This window comes from Streptomyces sp. NPDC046557 (assembly GCF_040645975.1).
Taxonomy (GTDB): domain Bacteria; phylum Actinomycetota; class Actinomycetes; order Streptomycetales; family Streptomycetaceae; genus Streptomyces.
The window spans coordinates 278,496-299,365 of sequence record NZ_JBEYZH010000005.1; the positions used below are offsets into that span (position 1 = coordinate 278,496).

19 protein-coding genes are annotated in these 20,870 nt (G+C 72.9%); 9 read left to right on the forward strand and 10 right to left on the reverse strand.

The window, feature by feature from the left end:
- Positions 1-99 precede the first annotated feature (99 nt).
- The 6 genes from ABZ934_RS14580 to ABZ934_RS14605 form a co-directional block, all read right to left on the reverse strand.
- Positions 100-1,035: a glutaminase gene (locus tag ABZ934_RS14580; RefSeq protein WP_361312614.1), complete on the reverse strand. Its 936-nt coding sequence runs from the start codon at positions 1,033-1,035 to the stop codon at positions 100-102.
- Positions 1,036-1,112: 77 nt separating this feature from the next.
- Positions 1,113-1,805 carry a demethylmenaquinone methyltransferase gene (locus ABZ934_RS14585; protein WP_361312559.1) on the reverse strand — a complete coding sequence of 231 codons (693 nt, stop codon included), beginning with the start codon at positions 1,803-1,805 and terminating at the stop codon, positions 1,113-1,115.
- Positions 1,806-1,891: 86 nt separating this feature from the next.
- Entirely contained in the window at positions 1,892-2,536 is a 645-nt protein-coding gene (locus ABZ934_RS14590; RefSeq protein ID WP_361312560.1) for a hypothetical protein, read from the reverse strand.
- A 5-nt stretch (positions 2,537-2,541) separates the two neighbouring features.
- On the reverse strand, positions 2,542-3,741 hold the full coding sequence (gene mqnC / locus ABZ934_RS14595) for a cyclic dehypoxanthinyl futalosine synthase (RefSeq protein WP_361312562.1): 1,200 nt from the start codon (positions 3,739-3,741) through the stop codon (positions 2,542-2,544).
- Between the two features lie 137 nt (positions 3,742-3,878).
- Positions 3,879-5,489: a serine/threonine-protein kinase gene (locus ABZ934_RS14600; RefSeq protein WP_361312564.1), complete on the reverse strand. Its 1,611-nt coding sequence runs from the start codon at positions 5,487-5,489 to the stop codon at positions 3,879-3,881.
- 349 nt (positions 5,490-5,838) lie between these two features.
- A complete protein-coding gene (locus ABZ934_RS14605; RefSeq protein WP_361312565.1) occupies positions 5,839-6,702 on the reverse strand; it encodes a menaquinone biosynthesis protein in 864 nt (287 codons plus the stop codon).
- Positions 6,703-6,939: 237 nt separating this feature from the next.
- Between ABZ934_RS14605 and ABZ934_RS14610 the strand changes: the two genes are divergently transcribed.
- Positions 6,940-7,143, forward strand: coding sequence for a cold-shock protein (locus ABZ934_RS14610; protein WP_007265804.1), 204 nt, complete (start codon positions 6,940-6,942; stop codon positions 7,141-7,143).
- A 193-nt stretch (positions 7,144-7,336) separates the two neighbouring features.
- Here ABZ934_RS14610 and ABZ934_RS14615 read toward each other — a convergent pair whose 3' ends face one another.
- Positions 7,337-9,025 (reverse strand): hypothetical protein, encoded by a 1,689-nt coding sequence (locus tag ABZ934_RS14615; protein WP_361312566.1) that lies wholly within the window; start codon positions 9,023-9,025, stop codon positions 7,337-7,339.
- Between the two features lie 567 nt (positions 9,026-9,592).
- Between ABZ934_RS14615 and ABZ934_RS14620 the strand changes: the two genes are divergently transcribed.
- The 3 genes from ABZ934_RS14620 (at position 9,593) to ABZ934_RS14630 (ending at position 13,594) form a co-directional block, all read left to right on the forward strand.
- The gene (locus tag ABZ934_RS14620) at positions 9,593-9,976 is read left to right on the forward strand and encodes a DUF4440 domain-containing protein (RefSeq protein WP_361312568.1); all 384 of its coding nucleotides are present in this window, start codon (positions 9,593-9,595) and stop codon (positions 9,974-9,976) included.
- Between the two features lie 219 nt (positions 9,977-10,195).
- Complete coding sequence (locus ABZ934_RS14625) at positions 10,196-10,978, forward strand: SDR family oxidoreductase (protein ID WP_361312570.1); 783 nt, start codon at positions 10,196-10,198, stop codon at positions 10,976-10,978.
- 39 nt (positions 10,979-11,017) lie between these two features.
- A complete protein-coding gene (locus ABZ934_RS14630; RefSeq protein ID WP_361312572.1) occupies positions 11,018-13,594 on the forward strand; it encodes a bifunctional FO biosynthesis protein CofGH in 2,577 nt (858 codons plus the stop codon).
- A 25-nt stretch (positions 13,595-13,619) separates the two neighbouring features.
- On the opposite strand, the gene ABZ934_RS14635 is transcribed toward ABZ934_RS14630, so the two are convergent.
- Entirely contained in the window at positions 13,620-14,729 is a 1,110-nt protein-coding gene (locus ABZ934_RS14635) for a cation diffusion facilitator family transporter (RefSeq protein WP_361312615.1), read from the reverse strand.
- 281 nt (positions 14,730-15,010) lie between these two features.
- On the opposite strand from ABZ934_RS14635, the gene ABZ934_RS14640 reads away from it, so the two are divergent.
- The 4 genes from ABZ934_RS14640 (at position 15,011) to ABZ934_RS14655 (ending at position 18,791) form a co-directional block, all read left to right on the forward strand.
- Positions 15,011-15,418 carry a ribonuclease domain-containing protein gene (locus ABZ934_RS14640; protein WP_361312574.1) on the forward strand — a complete coding sequence of 136 codons (408 nt, stop codon included), beginning with the start codon at positions 15,011-15,013 and terminating at the stop codon, positions 15,416-15,418.
- Between the two features lie 253 nt (positions 15,419-15,671).
- Positions 15,672-16,880, forward strand: coding sequence for an ADP-ribosylglycohydrolase family protein (locus tag ABZ934_RS14645; protein WP_361312575.1), 1,209 nt, complete (start codon positions 15,672-15,674; stop codon positions 16,878-16,880).
- A 70-nt stretch (positions 16,881-16,950) separates the two neighbouring features.
- Positions 16,951-17,829 (forward strand): hypothetical protein, encoded by an 879-nt coding sequence (locus tag ABZ934_RS14650; protein ID WP_361312577.1) that lies wholly within the window; start codon positions 16,951-16,953, stop codon positions 17,827-17,829.
- 101 nt (positions 17,830-17,930) lie between these two features.
- Entirely contained in the window at positions 17,931-18,791 is an 861-nt protein-coding gene (locus ABZ934_RS14655) for an LLM class F420-dependent oxidoreductase (RefSeq protein ID WP_361312578.1), read from the forward strand.
- Positions 18,792-18,892: 101 nt separating this feature from the next.
- Here ABZ934_RS14655 and ABZ934_RS14660 read toward each other — a convergent pair whose 3' ends face one another.
- Positions 18,893-19,852, reverse strand: a complete 960-nt coding sequence (locus tag ABZ934_RS14660; protein ID WP_361312580.1) for a M48 family metalloprotease — start codon at positions 19,850-19,852, stop codon at positions 18,893-18,895.
- On the reverse strand, positions 19,849-20,220 hold the full coding sequence (locus ABZ934_RS14665; RefSeq protein ID WP_361312581.1) for a BlaI/MecI/CopY family transcriptional regulator: 372 nt from the start codon (positions 20,218-20,220) through the stop codon (positions 19,849-19,851). The genes ABZ934_RS14660 and ABZ934_RS14665 overlap by 4 nt, the downstream gene beginning before the upstream one ends.
- 133 nt (positions 20,221-20,353) lie before the next feature.
- Between ABZ934_RS14665 and ABZ934_RS14670 the strand changes: the two genes are divergently transcribed.
- On the forward strand, positions 20,354-20,870 hold a 517-nt coding region (locus tag ABZ934_RS14670; RefSeq protein WP_361312583.1), incomplete at its 3' end, for a DedA family protein.

Genomic DNA, 20,870 nt, shown 5'->3' on the forward strand with positions numbered 1-20,870 from the left:
GCCCGCGAGGCGCCCCGGCGCCGAGCGGTGCGAGGGGCGCGTCAAAAAGGCGAGCGGTGCGAGGGGCGCGTCAAAAAGGCGAGCGGTGCGAGGGGCGCGTCAAAAAACGGACATGCCGGTCAGGGTCGTGAACCGGTCGAGCGCCGCGACACCCGCCACCGAGTTGCCGTGCGCGTCCAGCCCCGGACTCCACACCGCCAGGGAACACCGGCCGGGCACGACCGCGACGATCCCGCCCCCGACGCCGCTCTTGCCGGGCAGGCCGACGCGGTAGGCGAACTCGCCCGCCGCGTCGTACGTCCCGCATGTCAGCATCACCGCGTTGATCTGCTTCGCGCCGCTGCGCGTCAACAGCCGCGAGCCGTCCGCGCGCAGCCCGTGCCGGGCCAGGACCCGCCCGGCACGGGCCAGGTCGGCGCAGCTCATCTCGATGGAGCACTGCCAGAAGTAGTGGTCCAGCAGGGTCGGTACGGGGTTGTCGATGTTCCCGTAGGAGGCCATGAAGTGGGCCAGCGCCGCGTTGCGGTCACCGTGCTCGTGCTCGGAGGCCGCCACCTCGGCGTCGAACGCGACGTCCGGGTTGCCGCTCTCCTCGCGCAGGAACTTGAGCAGTTCGCTGCTCGCGTCGCCCGTCAGCGTCTGGAGCCGGTCGGTGACGACGAGCGCCCCCGCGTTGATGAACGGATTGCGCGGGATGCCGTTCTCGTACTCGAGCTGCACGAGCGAGTTGAACGGGTTGCCGGACGGCTCGCGCCCGACCCGCTCCCACAGGCTGTCGCCGCCCTCGGCCGCCAGCGCCAGGGCGAGCGTGAACACCTTGGTGATCGACTGCGTGGAGAAGGGCACCTGCCAGTCCCCGACTCCGAACACCTTGCCGCCCATGGTGACCAGCGCCATCCCGAACTGCGCGGGGTCCACCGCGGCGAGGGCCGGGATGTACTCGGCCGGGGTGCCGCCGCCGACCAACGGCGCGACGTCCCGCGCGATCTGGTCGAGCACCGCCTGGTAGTCAAGAGGAACAGGGTCAAAGGGCACGGTGTCGGAAGGCGCGGCGCCGGACGGCGCGGAATCGGACGGGGCAGTGTCCACCGGGTTCGTTCCTCCGTACGCCGCTAGGCCTTGGTCCCGCGGTGCAACGCGACGATGCCGCCGCTCAGGTTCCGCCAGGCGACCTTCGACCAGCCGGCCTTCTGCAGCAGCGCGGCGAGCGCCGGCTGGTCCGGCCACGCGCGGATCGACTCGGCGAGGTACACGTACGCGTCGGGGTTGGAGGACACCGCGCGGGCGACCGGCGGGAGGGCGCGCATCAGGTACTCGGTGTAGACGGTGCGCAGCGGCGCCCACGTCGGCTGGGAGAACTCGCAGATGACCACCTGGCCCCCCGGCTTCGTCACCCGGTACAGCTCGCGCAGCGCCGCGTCGGTGTCGTGGACGTTGCGCAGCCCGAAGGAGATCGTCACGGTGTCGAAGACGTCGTCCTTGAACGGCAGCTTCGTCGCGTCACCGGCGGTCAGCGGCAGCCAGGGCTGACGCTTCTTGCCCTCGCGCAGCATCCCGAGGGAGAAGTCGCAGGGGACGACGTACGCACCGGTCGCGGCGAACGGCAGCGAGGACGTCGCCGTACCGGCGGCCAGGTCGAGGACGGTGTGCCCGGGACGCGCGCCGACCGCCTTGGCGACCTCCCTGCGCCACAGCCGGGCCTGGCCGAGGGAGAGCACGTCGTTGGTGAGGTCGTAGTTCGCCGCGACACCGTCGAACATGGAGGCGACTTCGTGCGGCTGCTTGTCCAGGGAAGCGCGGGTCACTGGCGTAGGCCCCTCGGTGCGGTGTGGCTCGGGTCGGTCGATACCGCGCCATTCTCGCAGGCGTCCCCGGCGTCGCTTCGCGCGGCTCAGCGCCGGCGGTGCAGCAGCCGGCCGCCGATGACGGTGGCCACGCAACTGGTCGCCCCCTGCTCCAGCAGGTCACGCGCGTCCGCCGCCGCGAACACCGCGAAACGGGCGGGGGCGCCCGCCTCCAGCACCCCGTGGAACGCGTCCTGGGCGGCGGGCAGTCCGGCCAGCGGGTCCAGGGACGGCGGAGCCCCGTACGGCAGCGGCGCGAGGACCGTCAGCCCCGACCGCACCACCGCCGTGCGCACCGCCGGCACCGTCAGCCGCCCGGCCACCGCCACCACCCCGCGCGCCAGCAGCTTCTGCGTGGCCCGCCGGGCGCTGTTGCCCCGGCGGGACTCGGTCAGCTTAAGATCGGCGAGCGCCTCGGCGCCGCTGATCGGGTCGGCCCCGAGCTCGGTGGTCTCGTACGGGTCGTCCGGGTAGTACGTCCGCTCCAGCAGCTCGTCCGCCCCGCGCACCAGCAGCCCCGGGGTCAGCACCCCTGGCCAGCGGCGGACCCGGGCGTGCGCGAAGGCCGCGCCGAGTTCCTCGTACGGTCCCACCCGGGCGATCCCGTCGCCGTCGACGAGGACCGCCCCGCCGGGCAGCGGCGCACGGCCGGGCCCGGGGACGAGGAGGTCGGCGGTGTGAAGCGTCAGCACGGGCGTCAGTTCGAGGAGATGAGCTTCAGCTCGGGGTGCGCCGTACCGCCCTCGATGGCGGTGGAGGAGATGTGCGAGACCACCCGGTCGTCGACCGGGTCGTTCGCCGGGTCGTCGTGCACGACCAGGTGCTCGTACGTCGTCGCGCGCTGCGCCGGGACCCGGCCCGCCTTGCGGATCAGGTCGATGATCTCCTGGCGGTTCGAGCGGTGCTTGGCACCGGCCGAGGAGACCACGTTCTCCTCCAGCATGATCGAGCCCAGGTCGTCGGCGCCGTAGTGCAGAGACAGCTGGCCCGCCTCCTTGCCGACGGTCAGCCAGGAGCCCTGGACGTGGGCGATGTTGTCGAGGAACAGGCGCGCGATCGCGATCATCCGCAGGTACTCGAACACCGTCGCCTGCGTCCGGCCCTTGAGGTGGTTGTTCTCGGGCTGGTACGTGTACGGGATGAAGGCGCGGAAGCCGCCCGTACGGTCCTGCGTGTCACGGATCATCGCGATGTGCTCGATGCGCTCGGCGTTGGTCTCGCCCGTGCCCATCAGCATGGTGGAAGTGGACTCCACGCCCAGCTTGTGGGCGATCTCCATGATCTCCAGCCAGCGCTCGCCGGACTCCTTGAGCGGGGCGATCGCCTTGCGCGGCCGCTCCGGCAGCAGTTCGGCGCCGGCGCCCGCGAAGGAGTCGAGACCCGCGGCGTGGATGCGGCGGATGGCCTCTTCGGCGCTCACCCCGGAGATCCGGGCCATGTGGTCGACCTCGGACGCGCCGAGGGAGTGGATGACGAGCTGCGGGAACGCCTTCTTGATGGCGGAGAAGTGGTGCTCGTAGTACTCGACGCCGTAGTCCGGGTGGTGGCCGCCCTGGAACATGATCTGCGTGCCGCCCAGCTCCACGGTCTCCGCGCAGCGGCGCAGGATGTCGTCGAGGTCCCGGGACCAGCCCTTGGCCGTGTCCTTGGGGGCGGCGTAGAAGGCGCAGAACTTGCAGGCCGTCACGCACACGTTGGTGTAGTTGATGTTGCGCTCGATGATGTACGTCGCGATGTGCTCGGTACCCGCGTAGCGCCGCCGGCGCGCCGCGTCGGCGGCCTGGCCGAGCGCGTGCAGCGGGGCGTGCCGGTAGAGGTCGAGCGCCTCTTCCTTGGTGATCCGGCCCCCTGCGGCGGCACGGTCGAGGACAGACTGGAGAGCGGCCTGGTCGGTCACCGGTGCTTCACCTTTCGGCGGTGTGTCAAGGTCCGGACCGATCCAGCCTACGTCAGGGCCGTCCGCCGGCGGTTTTGGGGGCGGTTGGTCCGGGGCTCGGGGCAGGGGTCACAGAGCCGGGGTCGGCGGACGGGGGCTCAGGGGCTGCGGGTGAGGTCGCCCTCCGGGTTTCCCGCCGCCCGGTCGCCGGACCGGTAGTGGAGGGTCCCGTTCGGGTTGAGCGTGAACCGCTCGTCGGCCGAGCCGTCGGAGCAGATCCCGGGCGCGGGGTTGGGGCCGCCCGCCGTGTCGAGGACCAGGGAGCGGTCGGTGGCGGAGGCCAGCTTCCAGTCGCCGCTGCAGTCGGTGCCGAAGAGCGGGATGACCGACTTGTCGCGGGCCACCACCTCGCCCGTCTTGCCGCCCTTGATGGTGATCTCGAACCGGCCGGGGGCGCCGAGGTTGGTGGTGGTCGTCCCCTTCCAGGTGCCGAGCAACTCCTTCGGCACGGTGTCACGGGTGCCCTCCGGGCTGGTGGAAGGGCTCGGGGAGGGGGTGGTGGAGGCGCTCGCCGAGGCCGACGGCTTGCTCCCGGTGGGCAGCGGGTGTTGCCCCTCCCCGCCGCCCGTGCCCGGCAGCAGCCCCAGCCCGTACAGTCCGCCGGACAGCGCCACAAGTGCGGCGGCCACCGAGACGACCACCGTGCAACTGACGCGGCGGCGCCGGCCGGGGGCGCGGTCTCCGTCAACCCCGCCTCCGGGTTCCGCGACGGCCGGAGCGCCCCCGCCGCCGCCCGTCCGGGTGACGGCGTGATGGACGGAAGCACCGCCGCCGGGTGGCCCGTAGGGCCCGTACCCCTCCGCGCCCGCGACCACCTCGGAGTCGAGGTTCAGCAGCGCCACCGCCGCGCGGCTCGCTTCCTCCACCAACGGCGCGGGCAACCACCCGGGCGTGCGCAGGGCGCCGTCCAGGGCCGCCGCGATCGCCGCCGGGGCCGGGCGGTCGGCGGGCGCCTTGGCCAGGCACGCCTCGATGAGTTCGCGCAGTTCCCCGGGCGCGACCCCGTCGAGTTCCGGCGGCTCGTGCACCACCTTGTAGAGCAGCGCCGCCGAGTGTTCCCCGGTGAAAGGTGGGCGCCCGCTCGCCGCGAAGGCCAGGACCGCGCCCAGCGAGAACACGTCCGCGGCGCCTGTGACCTCCTTGCCGATGATCTGCTCCGGAGCCATGTAGCCCGGCGAACCCACGGACACCCCGGTGGAGGTGAGGGAGGCCGTGCCGGCGGTGGCCCGGGCGATCCCGAAGTCGATCAGCCGGGGCCCGGGACCCTCCAGCGTCAACATCACGTTCGACGGTTTCACGTCACGGTGTACGAGGCCCAGCTCGTGCACCGCCACCAGGGCGCGGGCGAGGCCCTCGCCGATGGCCCGTACCGACCCCTCGGGCAGCGCGCCCTGCGCGGCGACCGCCCGGTCCAGGGAGGGGCCCGCCACGTAACCGGCCGCCACCCACGGCACCTCCGCCCCCGGGTCGGCGTCCAGCACGGGCGCCGTCCACTCCCCGCCGACCCGCCGCGCGGCCGCGACCTCCCGACGGAAGCGGGCGCGGAACTCCGGGTCGGCGGCGAACTGCGGGTGCACGACCTTCACGGCGACGGTCCGCCCTCCGGCGCTCCGCCCGAGGTACACCCGTCCCATGCCGCCCGCGCCCAGCCGGCCGAGCAGCCGGTACGCGCCGATGGTCCGTGGATCGCCGGCTTCGAGCGGCTGCATCGCGTCTCTCCCCCGTCCCCGTTCACCTTGTGGGTCAAGCCCATGAGCACCATAGGGCGGGGCGGACGGGAGCGGTCACGATTACCCGGATCCGGCTCGTCAGGACGGGGCGACGGGCACCGCGCCCTCCCTCCGCCTGCGGGCCGGCTCCCGCCCGGGGCGCCCGCATCCGGGCCGGAGGCGTGAATGGGCGCCCCTCTCCTCCCCTCCCGGAACCGTCCATTCCCACGACGGAAAGCGAAAGGGGAACGAATTCCCGGGAAACGACCTATTGCCCGTTCCGCGATACGGAAAGGGGCTCGCGCGTCGCTCCCGCGTTCCCCTTCCCGCCCGCCGGGTATAAGCCGCGCTAATGGCCGGCGGGGGACGCGGCCAGCAGTTCTACGGTCACGTCCGCCGCGTAGCCCGAGGCGGAACCGGTACGGCGTGCGAATTCACGCACGCCCGCCAGCTGCTCCGGACCGAAGCGGAAGTCGAGGGTGGTGAAGTACCGCTCCAGCAACTCGGCGTCGAAGCTCTCCCAGCGCGCCGCCTGCTCGGCGACCTTGGTGACCTCCTCCAAGGAGACGTCCCGGGAGGAGAGGAACGCCTCGTGGACCTCGCGCACGACGAGGGGCTCGCGGGCGAGGTAGTCCTTGCGGGCGGCCCAGACGGCGAAGACGAACGGCAGTCCGGTCCACTCCTTCCACATCTGCCCCAGGTCGTGCACGGCGAGGCCGAGCCGGGGCGCGTCGTGCAGCGAAGCGCGCAGCGCGGCGTCCCCGATCAGGACCGCCGCCTCGGCCTCCTGCATCATCAGCCCCAGGTCAGGGGGGCAGGTGAAGTAGTCGGGGCGTACTCCGTACTGCTCGGCGAGCAGTAGCTGGGCGAGACGGACGGACGTACGGGAGGTCGATCCGAGGGCCACTCGGGCACCGTCGAGTTCCTCCAGGGGGACCTGCGAGACGATCACGCAGGACATCACGGGGCCGTCACAGCCCACGGCGAGGTCGGGGAAGGCGACGAGCTGGTCGGCGTTGCGCAGGAACTCAACGAGGGTGATCGGCGCGATGTCCAGATCTCCCTGGACGAGCCGCTCGCTCAGCTTCTCGGGGGTGTCCTTCGTCAGCTCCAGGTCCAGCAGCGTGCCGGTTCTGGCCAGCCCCCAGTAGAGCGGAAGGCAGTTCAGGAACTGGATGTGGCCGACTCGGGGCCGGCTGCGATAGACGTCCACATCGCGAGACTAGCCCCCGGGGTCTCGTCAGCCTTAGGGCGGGTCTCAAACGTCCGAGTGACGTGATCTTTCCCTCTGGTCTCGGCCGCAGGGTGCGTGCTAGGCTCGACGCAAGTTGCAGTTTGGTTTCCCTTGCAGTACGAAGCCTGCGGAGAATGTGACCCGCAGGCTTTTGTAGTTTTCAGACTTCTTAGCAGGTTCTGGAGCAGGGCGACCCTTTGGCCCATAGGAGGGCTCATGGCTACCGGAACCGTGAAGTGGTTCAACGCTGAAAAGGGCTTCGGCTTCATCGCCCAGGACGGCGGCGGCCCGGATGTCTTCGTCCACTACTCCGCGATCAACGCCTCTGGCTTCCGCTCCCTTGAGGAGAACCAGCAGGTCAACTTCGACGTCACGCAGGGTCCGAAGGGCCCGCAGGCGGAGAACGTCACCCCGGCCTAGTCGCCTGGCCGACCGGATCGCGGTTGGATTAAGCAGTACCCAAGGAGCCCTGCCTCCTCCGTGCGAGCGGAGGTGGCGGGGCTCCTGCCTTTCCCCGCTCGCGCGGGTCCGTGTACGCGAGCGCCCCCGGCACCGTGCGTACGGTGCCGGGGGCGCTCGGCGTTCCGGCCTACGGCGGTTGCGGCCTGGGGCCTTACGGCTTGGTGGTCTTGGGGCTGCCGGTCGGGGTGGGGGTCGGCGTAGGGGTGGGAGTGGGGGTCGGCGTCGGCGGGGCGGTGATCTTGAGTTCCAGGATCAACTCCACCTTCTCCGGCGTGACGACCCGAAGGAAGTACGTACCCGGCGCCACGTCCGTGGTGAGCAACTCCGGCAGGGTGAGCTGCCCGTCGGCGCCGCTCGGGTCGAGGTCCAGGGTGAACAGCTTCTTGCCGTCCTTGCCCTTGAAGTAGGGACCGGTCGCCTTCTCGGGCTCCACCGGGACCCACGCGCCGTCCTCGCCCTTCACACCGAGGCCCGCGGTGGCCTTCGTACCGGCCACCGGCCGGCCCTTGTACGTCGCGAGCACGCGGAAGTCCTTGACGCTGTCGCCCGCGACGATCTCCAGCGGCTTCGTCCCGGCGTCGGCCCGCACCAGCAGGTCCGCGGCCGGCTTCGCGGTGACGGTGCCCTTGAGCGTCACCGTGAACTGGTTCGAGGCGTCGTAGGCCGAGGCGCGGAAGGAGAAGGTGCCGGGCTTCGGGCCCGCGACGAGCTGTGGCACCCGCGCGATGCCCTGGTTGTCGGTGACGACGACGACGTCGGCCTTCTTGGCGTCCTGGAAGAGCGTGCCTCCGGTGGTGTCCGACTCGACGACGAACACGACCTTCTGTCCCACGGCCGGCTTGCCGTCGGAGAGCGTCGCCTTGATCTTGGCGTCCGGGGCGAACGCGGCCCCGACCTCGGCCGTCAGCTCCGGATCGCCGACCGGCTCCAGCTTGTTGAGCCGAGGGGGCGTCGGCTTCGGCTTCTCGGGCTCGGTCGGCTTGTTCGGCTTGCCGGCGGGCGGCTGGGGGGCCGGGGGCGTCGGCGTGGGCAGCGGGGCCGTGACCGGGGGCGTCGGGTAGTTGCCCGCGGGCGGGTTCGGGACGTCGGCGACGCCACCGTCCTGGTACTGGCGCATGAACCCGAGTACGGAGTTCACGTAGTCGCGGGAGCTGTTGTAGCTCAGGATCGCCTGGTCGAGCTTGGCCGGATCGGAGAGGTCCCGGTCGCCGGCGCAGAGGTAGAGGCCGGCGCCCAGTGCGGCGTCGTAGATGTTGTTCGGATCGCGCTTGCCGTCGCCGTTGCCGTCGGCGCCCCACGTCTTCCACGTCTCGGGGATGAACTGGAGCGGCCCGACGGCGCGGTCGTACTCGGTGTCCCCGTCCCACTCGCCCTTGTCGGTGTCCTTGATCTGGGCGAAGCCGTTGCCGTCGAGGCGGGGGCCGCGGATCGGCTTCTCGGTGTAACCGTCGGACTTGAGCCCGTAGCCGGATGCGTGCACGGACTCGACCCTGCCTATGCCCGCGAGCAACTGCCAGGGCAGGTTGCAGTGGGGCAGCGCGGCGGCCACCGACACCGCGCCGCGCTTGTAGGCGTCGAGCGCGGTCGCGGGTATGCCGCTGGCGCCCTCGGGAGCGACGGCTCCGGGCGGCGGAGGCGGATCGGCGACCAGGCCCGGCAGATCCAGACGGGCGTCACCGCGGTCGGTGGCCTGTGGACTGTCGGGCGTGGGCTCGGACTCCCCCGCGCCCGCGGTCGGTGTGTTGGTCACGACCGCGGCGGTGGTCAGGCTGGCCGCGAGCGCGGCGGTGCACAGGACCTTGCGCGAGGTGTTGACTACGTGGCGGTGAAGCGGCTTCACAGTGCGGCGATCCCCCCAAGGCGGCCGACAGGACGTGTGGCTGGTCGAGCCGTGAATATTCTGTCTATCAGGTATTCGCCCACGACTCGCCGTCACCCCGGCAGATATGACACACCATTCGTCTCACCTTCGCCATGTGTTCGACGGGCGGGGGCTTCGGGGGGCGGGGGGCAGGGGGCAGGGGTCCGGCGGAGCGGGATCAGGGATGGGCTGGGGGCGGTAACGGTCCATTCAAGCCTCGCCGGCGTTTGAGGCGCGGGGCCTGGGGCGGAGCCCCGGAAAGCCCCGAGCGCAGCGAGGGGACCCACCCACCGGCGCGACAGATCGCTACGCACTCCCGTTGGCACGCGTCCGCGACCCGTCCGGGGCCGGTCATAGGCCGCCACGGATCGTGGAACGGCTGACGTGCCCCGGCGCCGAACCGCACGTCATCGGCCGGCAACAGGCCGCTGAAACCGCCACCGACTGCCGCCCGGAGGGAGGGCGCAGGCCACCGACCCGGGGTGGCTGACGTGACCTGGCGCCGATCAGACCGGCAGTCCTCGCCGTCCGGACGAAAATGGTGGGATGACCGAAGCAGATGGGGTGGGGGAAGCGATCGCGCGCGAGTTGCGGCTGATGGATCCCCACGTACGCACGTCCCGAGCACTTGCCCGTCGACTCCTCGACCCGGAGTTCGTGGAGGTCGGCGCCTCGGGCCGACGCTGGACCTATGACGACATGGTGGCAGCGCTGCCCGAGATGGAGGGTGCGGCAGCCGGCGGCCCGCGCTACGAGCCGTCGGAGATGACCGGCGTCGCGCTGGCCCCCGGGTTGGTGCACCTCACGTACACGACCGTGATCGACGGGCAACGGGCGCGGCGGAGTTCGCTGTGGCGCAGGGACGATGTCGACGGCACGTGGCGCATGTACTACCACCAGGCGACCCCCGTTCCCTCCATGGGCGCCTAGCGGTCAGCCGCGCTGCGCTCGGGGCTTTCCGGGGCTCCGTCCCAGGCCCCGCGCCTCAAACGCCGACCGTTCCCTTCCCCTGGGGGCGTCCCGACGCCGCGGAAGGGTGCACCGCCCCCGAGACCCCGCCCCGCCCCCGCCTTCCCATCCACCGCCCCGGGCTCTACCCTGACGCCCCGTCAGGTGAAACGTGGGCACAGTCACAGGAGGCCAGGCCGCATGCTGCTTCGCGGGAAGACCGTCATCGTCTCCGGGGTCGGCGCCGGGCTCGGGCATCAGGTGGCCGCCGCCGTCGTGCGGGACGGTGGGAACGCCGTGCTGGGGGCGCGGACCGAGGCCAACCTGGCCAAGGCCGCCGCCGAGATCGACCCCGACGGCGCGCACACCGCCCACCGCCCCACCGACATCACCGACGAGGCGCAGTGCCAGGCCCTGGCCGCGCTCGCCGTCGAGCGTTTCGGCGGCATCGACGCCGTCGTGCACGTCGCCGCCTGGGACTCCTACTTCGGCGGTCTGGAAGACGCGGACTTCGGCACCTGGCAGCAGATCATCGACGTCAACCTCCTCGGCACCCTGCGCATGACCCGGGCCTGCCTGCCCGCGCTCAAGCGGGCCGGCGGCTCCGTCGTCATCATCGGCACCCAGTCCGCCGTGGCCTCCCCCTCCCAGGTGCAGCAGGCCGCGTACGCCGCGTCCAAGGGCGCGCTGACCTCCGCCATGTACTCCATGGCCCGCGAGCTCGGCCCCCACCGGATCCGGGTCAACACCGTGTTGCCGGGCTGGATGTGGGGTCCGCCCGTGCAAGCCTTCGTTACCTTCACCGCCCACTCCGAGGGCGTGCCCGAAGCCGAGGTGCACGCGCGGCTGACGGAGCGGATGGCCCTACCGGACCTCGCCACCGACGGCGATGTCGCGGACGCCGCCGTCTTCTTCGCCTGCGACCGGGCACGTGCCATAACCGGCCAGTCCCTGCTGGTCAACGCCGGTGAGTTGATGCGATGACCTCCCCCCGCCCGGTCGACCGGATCGTATGCTCGGCCCATGACCACTCCGAGTGACGCTCCGACCGACAACGCGATGCGCCGCGCGCTCCGGCGTGCCCGTGACGGCGTCGCGCTCGACGCGACCGAGGCGGCCGTGCTCCTCCAGGCGCGCGGGGAGGCCCTGACGGACCTCGCCGCCTCCGCCGCCCGGGTCCGCGACGCCGGCCTCGCCGCGGCCGGCCGGCCAGGCGTGATCACGTACTCGAAGAGCGTGTTCGTCCCCCTCACCCGCCTGTGCCGCGACAAGTGCCACTACTGCACCTTCGCGACGGTCCCCGGGAAGCTCCGCCGCGCCGGTCACGGGATGTTCATGTCGCCCGACGAGGTGCTCGACATCGCCCGCCGCGGCGCCGCGCTCGGTTGCAAGGAAGCGCTCATCACCCTCGGGGACAAGCCCGAGGACCGCTGGCCCGAGGCGCGCGAGTGGCTGGAGGCGCACGGCTACGACGACACGATCTCCTACGTACGGGCCATCTCGATCCGCATCCTGGAGGAGACGGGCCTGCTCCCCCACCTCAACCCGGGCGTCATGTCCTGGGCCGACTTCCAGCGCCTCAAGCCGGTCGCCCCGTCCATGGGGATGATGCTGGAGACCACCGCCACCCGCCTGTGGTCCGAGCCGGGCGGCCCGCACCACGGTTCCCCCGACAAGGAGCCGGCGGTCCGGCTGCGCGTGTTGGAGGACGCCGGGCGGTCCTCCGTACCGTTCACCTCCGGCCTGCTCATCGGCATCGGCGAGACATACGAGGAGCGCGCGGAGTCGCTGTTCGCGCTGCGCCGCGTCTCGCGCGCCTACCACGGCATCCAGGAGCTGATCATCCAGAACTTCCGCGCCAAGCCGGACACGGCGATGCGCGGGATGCCGGACGCCGAACTCGACGACCTGGTGGCGACGATCGCCGTCGCCCGGCACATCATGGGCCCCGCGGCCTGCCTGCAGGCGCCTCCCAACCTGGTCGACGGCGAGTACGCGCGGCTGATCGGCGCCGGCATCGACGACTGGGGCGGCGTCTCCCCGCTGACCCCCGACCACGTCAACCCCGAACGGCCCTGGCCCCAGATCGACCTGCTGGCCGAGCGGTCCGCGGCCGCCGGCTTCGAGCTGCGCGAGCGGCTGTGCGTGTACCCGGAGTTCGTGCGGCGCGGCGAGCCGTGGCTGGACCCGCGCCTGCTGCCGCACGTACGGGCGCTCGCCGATCCGGAGACCGGGCTGGCGGACGAGACAGCCGAGGTGACGGGCCACCCGTGGCAGGAGCCGGACGAGGGCTTCACCGCGTACGGGCGTACCGACCTGCACGCCACCATCGACACCGAGGGGCGTACGGGCGACCGGCGCGAGGACTTCGACCTGGTCTACGGCGACTGGGACGCCCTGCGCGAGGCCGCCGCCCCCGGCATGGTGCCCGAGCGCGTCGACACGGACGTACGGGCGGCCCTCACGCAGGCGGCCGACGACCCGACGAAGCTGACCGACGCCCAGGCGCTGGCGCTGCTGCACGCCGACGGGCCGGCGCTGGACGCGCTGTGCCGGATCGCGGACGACCTGCGCAGGTCGGTGGTGGGCGACGACGTCACGTACATCGTCACGCGGAACATCAACTTCACCAACGTCTGTTACACCGGCTGCCGGTTCTGCGCGTTCGCGCAGCGCCGGACCGACGCGGACGCGTACACGCTCTCCCTGGACCAGGTCGCGGACCGGGCCGCGCAGGCGTGGGACGTCGGCGCGGTCGAGGTGTGCATGCAGGGCGGCATCCACCCGGACCTGCCGGGGACGGCGTACTTCGACATCGCCCGGGCGGTGAAGGAGCGGGTGCCCGGCATGCACGTCCACGCGTTCTCGCCGATGGAGGTCGTCAACGGCGCCACGCGGACGGGGATGTCCGTACGGGACTGGTTGACGGCCGCCAAGGAGGCCGGGCTCGACTCGATACCGGGCACGGCGGCGGAGATCCTGGACGACGAGGTCCGCTGGGTGCTGACCAAGGGCAAGCTGCCCACGGCGGACTGGATCGACGTCGTCACGACAGCGCACGAGCTGGGCATCCGCTCCTCGTCCACGATGATGTACGGGCACGTGGACCAGCCCCGCCATTGGCTCGGGCACCTGCGCACGCTTGCCCGGATCCAGCAGCGGACGGGCGGGTTCACGGAGTTCGTGACGCTGCCGTTCATCCACACCAACGCGCCCGTGTACCTGGCGGGCATCGCGCGGCCCGGGCCGACGGTCCGCGACAACCGGGCGGTGACGGCGATGGCCCGGATCCTGCTCCATCCGCACATCACCAACATCCAGACGAGCTGGGTGAAGCTGGGCACGGAGGGCGCGGCGGAGATGCTCCGCTCCGGGGCCAACGACCTGGGCGGGACGTTGATGGAGGAGACCATCTCGCGGATGGCGGGTTCGAGTTACGGCTCGTACAAGTCCGTGCGGGACCTGATCGCGGTCGCGGAGGCCGCCGGGCGGCCCGCGAAGCCTCGTACGACCCTGTACGGGGAGGTGCCGGAGGAGCGCGTCCGGGCGGCGGCGGCCTCGGACGGGCACCTGCCGGAGCTGCTGCCGCTGGTGGACTGAGGCCGCGCGCGCCGGTCGCGCCCGCTCAGGCGGGCGTCACGTGGTGCGGCGCGGTGTGGTGGGCGAGGGCCGCGTGCGGGTCGGCGCCGCCGTGGTCGTGGTCGGCGGTGTGGTCGGTGTGGACGGTGGCGGCCGTCAGCCTGGGCAGGGCGTGGATGAGGGCGTGTTCGGCGGCGACGGCCAAGGCGTGGGCCTGCACGACGGTGAGGTGCGGGTCGACGACGATGTCGGCCTCGGCCCGCAGCGTGTGGCCGATCCACCGCAGCCGGACCTGCCCGAGGCCGCGTACCCCGTCCACGCCGCGCAGCGCCCGTTCGACGGTGTCGACGAGGGCGGGGTCGACGGAGTCCATCAGCCTGCGGTAGATCTCTCGGGCCGCGTCGCGCAGCACCAGCAAGATCGCCGCGGTGATGAGTAGGCCCACCAGCGGGTCGGCGGCCCGCCAACCGAGCGCGGCGCCGCCCGCGCCGAGGAGGACGGCGAGCGAGGTGAACCCGTCGGTCCGGGCGTGCAGTCCGTCCGCGACGAGGGCGGCCGAGCCGATCCGGCGGCCAGTGCGGATGCGGTACCGGGCCACCCATTCGTTGCCGACGAATCCGACCACCGCCGCGGCGGCCACCGCCCCCACGTGGCTGATCCCGCGCGGGTGCACCAGCCGGTCCACGGCCGCGTGGGCGGCGAGCGCGGAGGAGGCGGCGATGGTCAGCACGATGACGATGCCGGCCACGTCCTCGGCGCGGCCGTACCCGTAGGTGTAGCGGCGGTTGGCCGCCCGCCGGCCCAGGACGAACGCGATGCCGAGCGGTACGGCCGTGAGCGCGTCGGCCCCGTTGTGGAGGGTGTCGCCCAGCAGCGCCACCGAGCCGGAGAGGGCGGCGACGACGGCCTGGACGACGGTGGTCAGCGCCAGGACGGCCAGGGAGAGCCACAGGGTGCGCATGCCGTCGCGGGAGGACTCCATCGCGGGGTCGACCTTGTCGCGGGTGTCGTGGCTGTGCGGGGTGAGGAGGTGGGCGAGCCGGTGGCGCAGCCGGGAGCTGCGGGTGGCGTGGCGGTGCCGGTGGTCGTGCGCGTGGTCCGCGTGGTCGTGCGCGTGGTCCGCGTGGTCGTGCACGTGGTCCGCGTGGTCGTGCACGTGGTCGTGGGCGGGGGCTTCGCCGTGCTCGTGGTCAAGGTCGTGATCGTGCGGGGTGTTCACGGCGAGGGCGCCTTCCGGGAAGACGGGGCAGCACGTCACCAGCCTACAAACGGCGCCCTCGCCGAAGGCGTATCCCACGTCGGGAACCTGCCCCGGTTGCGGAGGGCTTAAGGCCGGTCGGCGTCCCGGTTCCGCCCATCGCCGGACCGATGAACAGCGGTGGAACACAGGGCAGTTGGCGTTCCATGGCCGGCTCTACGCGCGCCATCATGGCCGGCATGAGGATCTCCCCACGCATCGCAGCCCTCGGCGCCGCCGCCGCCGTCGCCGTCACCCTCCTCGCGGGCCCTGCCGCCTCCGCCGCCCCCGCCGCCCCCACCTCCGTCGCCTCCGCCACCTCGGTCGGCCGGATCTGTTACTCCGCCCTGCCCTCCCAGGCCCACGACACCCTCGACCTCATCGACCAGGGCGGCCCGTTCCCGTACTCCCAGGACGGCGTCGTCTTCCAGAACCGCGAGGGCCTGCTGCCCGCCCACGCCACCGGCTACTACCACGAGTACACCGTCATCACCCCGGGCTCCCCGACACGCGGCGCCCGGCGCATCATCACGGGCCAACAGACCGCCGAGGACTACTACACGGCGGACCACTACGCCTCGTTCCGTCGCGTCGACTTCGCCTGCTGACGCCGCGGTCGAGCCGGCTCGCGCACACGGGCGCACACGGGCGCACACGTACGCACGCCCCCGAACGGTCACGGACCGGTCGGGGGCGTCGCGGCGTCCGCGGGCCATCGATGGCGGGGCGACGACCGACTGCGGTCGGAAGCGTTCGGATTCCGGCCGTTCTCCGGCCACTTCTGCGCGACGTGACTCATACCGTCCGGGTTCGACCGAACCTGTCCACTACAGTGCGCGCCAAAACCTGGGGGGAAACAGCATGGACACGAGTACAGCGACACCTACGGCCCCGGAGGCAGCGGCCCCCGCGGGCAGCGGCCCTTCGGCGGCCACTTCCACCCTCTCCTCCACCGCCACCTCCACCGCCCTCTGGGGCCGGGCCGAACAGCAGGACTTCCGCAGCCGGGTGCGCGGCGCCCTGCTCGGCTCCGCGATCGGCGACGCCCTCGGCGCGCCCGTCGCCGGGCTCTCCCTCGACGGCATCCGCGAGACCCACGGCCTGGCCGGCCTGACCGAACCGGCCCCTGCCTTCGGCCGCCGGGGCACCGTCACCGCGTCCACGCAACTCGCCCTCTTCACCGTCGACGGGCTGATCCGGGCCCACGTACGCCGGGACACCGGCGGCTGGCACCCGCCGACCGACGTCCACCGGGCCTACCTGCGCTGGGCCGCGACCCAGCACGACTGGGGTCCCGACGAGCGCCGCAAGGACAACGGCTGGCTCGCGCAACAGGAGTGGCTCTACGCCCGCCGCGGGCCCGACCGTGCCTGCATGACCGGCTTCGCCGACGACATGCTCGGCACCCCGGACCAGCCGAAGAACCCCACCGCCCGGGACGCCGCCGCGACCGCCCGCTCGGCCCCCTTCGGCCTGTTGGTCGGCTGGGAACCGGCCCTCGTCCTGCAACTGGCGGTGGAATGCGCCACGCAGAGCCACGGACACCCCACCGCGTTCCTGTCCGCCGGCGCCTTCGCCGTGATCGTCCACGGGCTGACCCGGGGCGAGTCGCTGGACGCCGCCGTCCAGCGCGCCCTCGGCCTGCTCGGCGTCCGCCCCTCCCATCAGCCGGTCACCGACGCCCTCCAGCGCGCGGTCTCCGCCGCCACGCAGGGGGAGCCGAGCCCGAAGATGGTGGAGTCCCTGTCCCCGGGCGACGGCCGTGACGCCGAGGACGCGCTGGCCGTCGCCGTGTACTGCGCCCTCGTCGCCGAGGACGTCCCGCACGGGCTGCGGCTCGCCGTCAACCACGGCGGGGACTCCACCGTCACCGGCGCGATGTGCGGGGCGCTGCTCGGCGCGCTGCACGGGGAGACGGCCCTGCCGGCGGCCTGGCTGGCCGACCTGGAAGGCCGCGCCACGATCCTGGAGTTGGCCGACGACTTCGCCCTGGAGATGACCCAGGGTCCGGCCCTCCACGGCCCTTCCGCTTCCGCCCCGGGCTGGCTGGCGCGCTACCCGCGCGCCTGACCCCCGGCGGCGGGGCGGAGCCGCCGGTTGCGGCGGACGGCATCTCCTGGGCGTGAAGTAGCGTTCGGTCATGAGCATGCCGCCTTCGCCCCCGCACTCCCCCGGCCCCTACGGGACCCCGCAGCAGCCGAACCCGTACGGCGGCGGGCAGTACGGCGGTCAGCAGTACGGGCAGCAACAGCCGTTCCCACAGCAGTCGGGCCCCCAGGGATACCCGGGCGGACCCTACGCGCAGCAGCCGTACCCCGGCCAGGCACCCTGGGGCGGCCCCCCGATGGGGCCGCCGATGGGGCCGCCGCCGCGCAAGAACCGGACCGGGATGGTGATCGCCATCGTCGCGATGGTCCTGGGCGGGCTGCTCGTCGCCGGCTTCGTGGTGAACCGGATCACCCAGGCCGGAGCCGTCGCGAGCGGGGCCGGCTTCCCCGCCGCCACCTACCGCCTGACGGTACCGAAGACGCTGCTCGGCACGTACCGGCTCTCCGATGACGCGTCCCGGACCAAGGGCAAGGAGACAGTCGACGGCACCTACGACCCGAAGGTCCGCAACCCCGAGCCGGTGGTCGCCCGGTACACCTCCGAATCGGCCACCGACCCCGGCGTCCTCGTCGTCTCCGGCATGTACGGCCAGTTCAAGGACCCGGCGGACGCCCGCCGGAAGATGGTCAAGGGTGCCCAGGAGGGCGACGGGACCCAGCCGGCGGTACCCCCGAAGGACATCACGCCGACCGGCTCGGACGTCACCCTGACCTGCCAGGTGCTCACCTCGCTCCAGAACGGCACCAAGGTCTCCCTCCCCATGTGCGCCTGGGCGGACGGGAACACGGGCGCCACGGTCGGCGTGGTCACGGCCGAGACCGCCCGGCAAACCCCGGCCTCCATCGACCTCACCCGCGTGGCCGAAACCACCCTCAAGGTCCGCACGGAACTCCGCCAACCGATCGCCTGACACCTGCGACCCCGGGCCGGCGAGGCGCGGGCCGCGCTCTGTCGCCGGGCAGTCGGGGCGCCGTACGTTGGCCGTCCGACGTCTCGGAGGTGCCATCACCCATGCGGATCGCCACGACCATCTTCCTCACCGACCGCACCATCAGCCCCACCCGCCTCGCCCGGGCCCTGGAGGAGCGCGGCTTCTCCGGCCTCTACCTCCCCGAGCACACGCACATCCCCGTCAGCCGTGACACCGCCGCGCCGATGGGCGGTGAACTGCCCGAGGAGTACGGGCGCACGCTCGACCCCTTCGTGGCGCTCGGCCAGGCCGGCGCCGTCACCGAGCGGCTCCACCTGGGCACGGGCATCACCCTGGTCGCGCAGCACGACCCGATCGTCCTCGCGAAGCAGGCCGCCACGCTGGACCACCTCTCCGGCGGTCGTTTCACCCTCGGCGTCGGCTACGGCTGGAACGTGGAGGAGGCCGCCGACCACGGTGTCGAATGGCGCACCCGGCGCGAACTCGTCGGGGACCGGCTGGCCCTGATGCGCGCCCTGTGGTCCCCCGAGCCCACCGCCCACGAGGGCCGGTTCGGCTCCGTACGGGCCAGCCAGGCCCACCCCAAGCCGGCCCGCCCGGCGCGTGAGCTGGGCCCCGGCGTCCCGCTGTACGGGCCGCGCACCCTCATCGGCGGCGCCGCCGGGCCGAAGCTCTTCGCGGCCGTCGCCGAGCACGCCGACGGCTGGCTGCCCATCGGCGGCGGCGGGCTCACCGAATCCGTCCCGGTGCTGCGGCGGGCGTGGGAGGAAGCGGGTCGCGATCCGAAGACCCTCCAGGTGGTCCCGTATGCCGTCCGCCCCAACCCCGGAAAGCTGGCCCACTACGCGGACCTCGGCATCGAGGAGGTCGTACTGCAACTGCCGCCGGCGGCGGAGCCGGAGGTGCTGCGCGTCCTGGACGACTTCGCCCGGTACCTCTGACCGACCGGCGTCTCGGGCCGACCCGGCATCCCGGGCCGATCCGGTACCTCAGGCCGATCGGGTACCTCGGGCCGTTCTCGGGCCGTTCTCGGGCCGAAGTGCTAGTGGCCGCCCGGTGCCTCGCCCTGGGCGACCTCCACGTCACGGTGCAGGAGGTCGAGCCCGACGCCGGTGGTGACGGTCGTTCCCGCCGCGAGGGCCATCAGCAGGCAAGCCGCCGCCGCTGCCGCGAGCGGCCGGGCCGCCGGGGGGTGGAGCAGGGCCCGTACGCGTTGCGGGACCGGCCCGCCGACGGCGCGGGCGGCGAAGGCCGGGCGGGCGCCGACCGCCGCACCGCCGCGCCCGTGCCCGTGCCCCTGCCCGGCCAGCGCGGCGCGGCCGATGGCCCGCGCGGTGAGCCGGCGGTCTCCGGTGGCGGCCGCGGCGGCCTCGTCGGCGACCCGCTCGGCGGCCAGCGCGATGGCGTCGCGTACGGCCCGCAGGGCGGGGTGACAGCGCGCGGCGAGGTCGGCGGCGGCGAGGAACCAGTGGTGGCGGCCGCTCAGGTGGGCCCGTTCGTGGGCGAGCAGCGCCTCGCGCTCGGGCCCGTCCAGGGCGCGGAGCATGCCGGAGGTCACCACGACGCGCCCCGGGTTCCCGGGCAGGGCGTAGGCGTCGGGGTCGGGCCGGTCCAGGATGCTGAGGTCGCCGGCCTCGGCCGCCCCGCGCACCTGCTCGCGTGCGCGGCGGTAGTGACGGAGCTGGCGGAGCACCGAGCGGGTGATCCCGTACGCGCAGAGCGACAGGGCGCCGACGGCGAGCGCGGCCGCCGGGTCGGCGAGGGCGGGCGGTGCGACGTCGAGCGGGTGGATCAGGTGGCCGAGGCGCGCCAGCGCGGACACGCCGAGCGCGCCGGTGAGCAGCAGGCCGCCCAGGGCGGCGAGCCAGCCGGCCGCGAGGGCGCACGCGGTGACGGTCAGCGCCCACAGGGCGACCGGCGGGCGCAGTCGGGGGGCGGCCCAGCGGGCGAGGGGCGGTGCGGCGAACGGCAGCAGGAGGGATGCGAGCAGGCCGGTGATCACTGTGCGCCGCCGTCCAGCAGTTCCCGTAGGACGCGCTCGTCGTCGGGGCTCAGCTCGGAGACGAACCGGGCGAGGACGGTCTCGCGGTCGCTGTCCTTGTCGAGCTCGTGGTGCATGCGCCGGGCCGTGAGGCCGTGGGCGTCGCGTACGGGGAAGTAGGCGTAGCCGCGGCCGGAGCGCTCCCGGGCGACGGTCCCCTTCTCGTGCAGGCGAGACAGGATGGTCGTCACCGTCGTGCGCGCGAGGTCCGCCGTCAGGGTCTTCTGAACCTGGACGGCCGTTTGGGGTTCCTTCGCCGCCCACAGCGCGGCGAGCACGCTCGCCTCCAGCTCACCCGCCGGTCTGCGGTCGGCCGTCGCCCCGGTCATCGCTCTCTCCCCGCCTTGCGATCGTCTACAGTGCCGTAGACCGTCTACGGGATTGTAGTCGACCGGATGTTCCCCCCGGCGGCCGGCTTCGGCTGCGCGTATCCGTCCCGAACCCAATGAGAGGCCCCCTTCCATGGCCGTTGACATCTCCTTGGCCGCCTCCGTCTCCTCGGCCGCCCCGGCCCCGAGCGACCTCGCGGTCAACCTGCTCGACGCGCACTCCCTCCTGGCCACCTTCGGCATCGTCGGCATCGCGGTGGTGATGTTCGCGGAGACCGGGCTGCTGGTCGGGTTCTTCCTGCCCGGCGACTCGCTGCTGTTCACGGCCGGTCTGTTGTGCGCCGGATCCTCCCAGGGTGATCTGCGCCTCTCGCTCCCCCTGGTGCTGGCAGCCTCGGCCGTCGGAGCGTTGGCGGGCGCCCAGACCGGCTACCTGATCGGTCGGCGCGCGGGCGGCGCCCTCTTGGAGCGCAGCCGGTCCCAGCGCCTGCACGAAGGCGCGGAGCGCGCCGAGGAGTTCCTCGCCAAGTACGGGCACGCCAAGGCGATCGTGCTGGCCCGCTTCGTCCCCGTGGTGCGTACGGTTCTCAACCCGCTGGCCGGGGCCCTGAACGTGCCGGCCCGCGTCTTCACCCTGTGGCAGGTCCTCG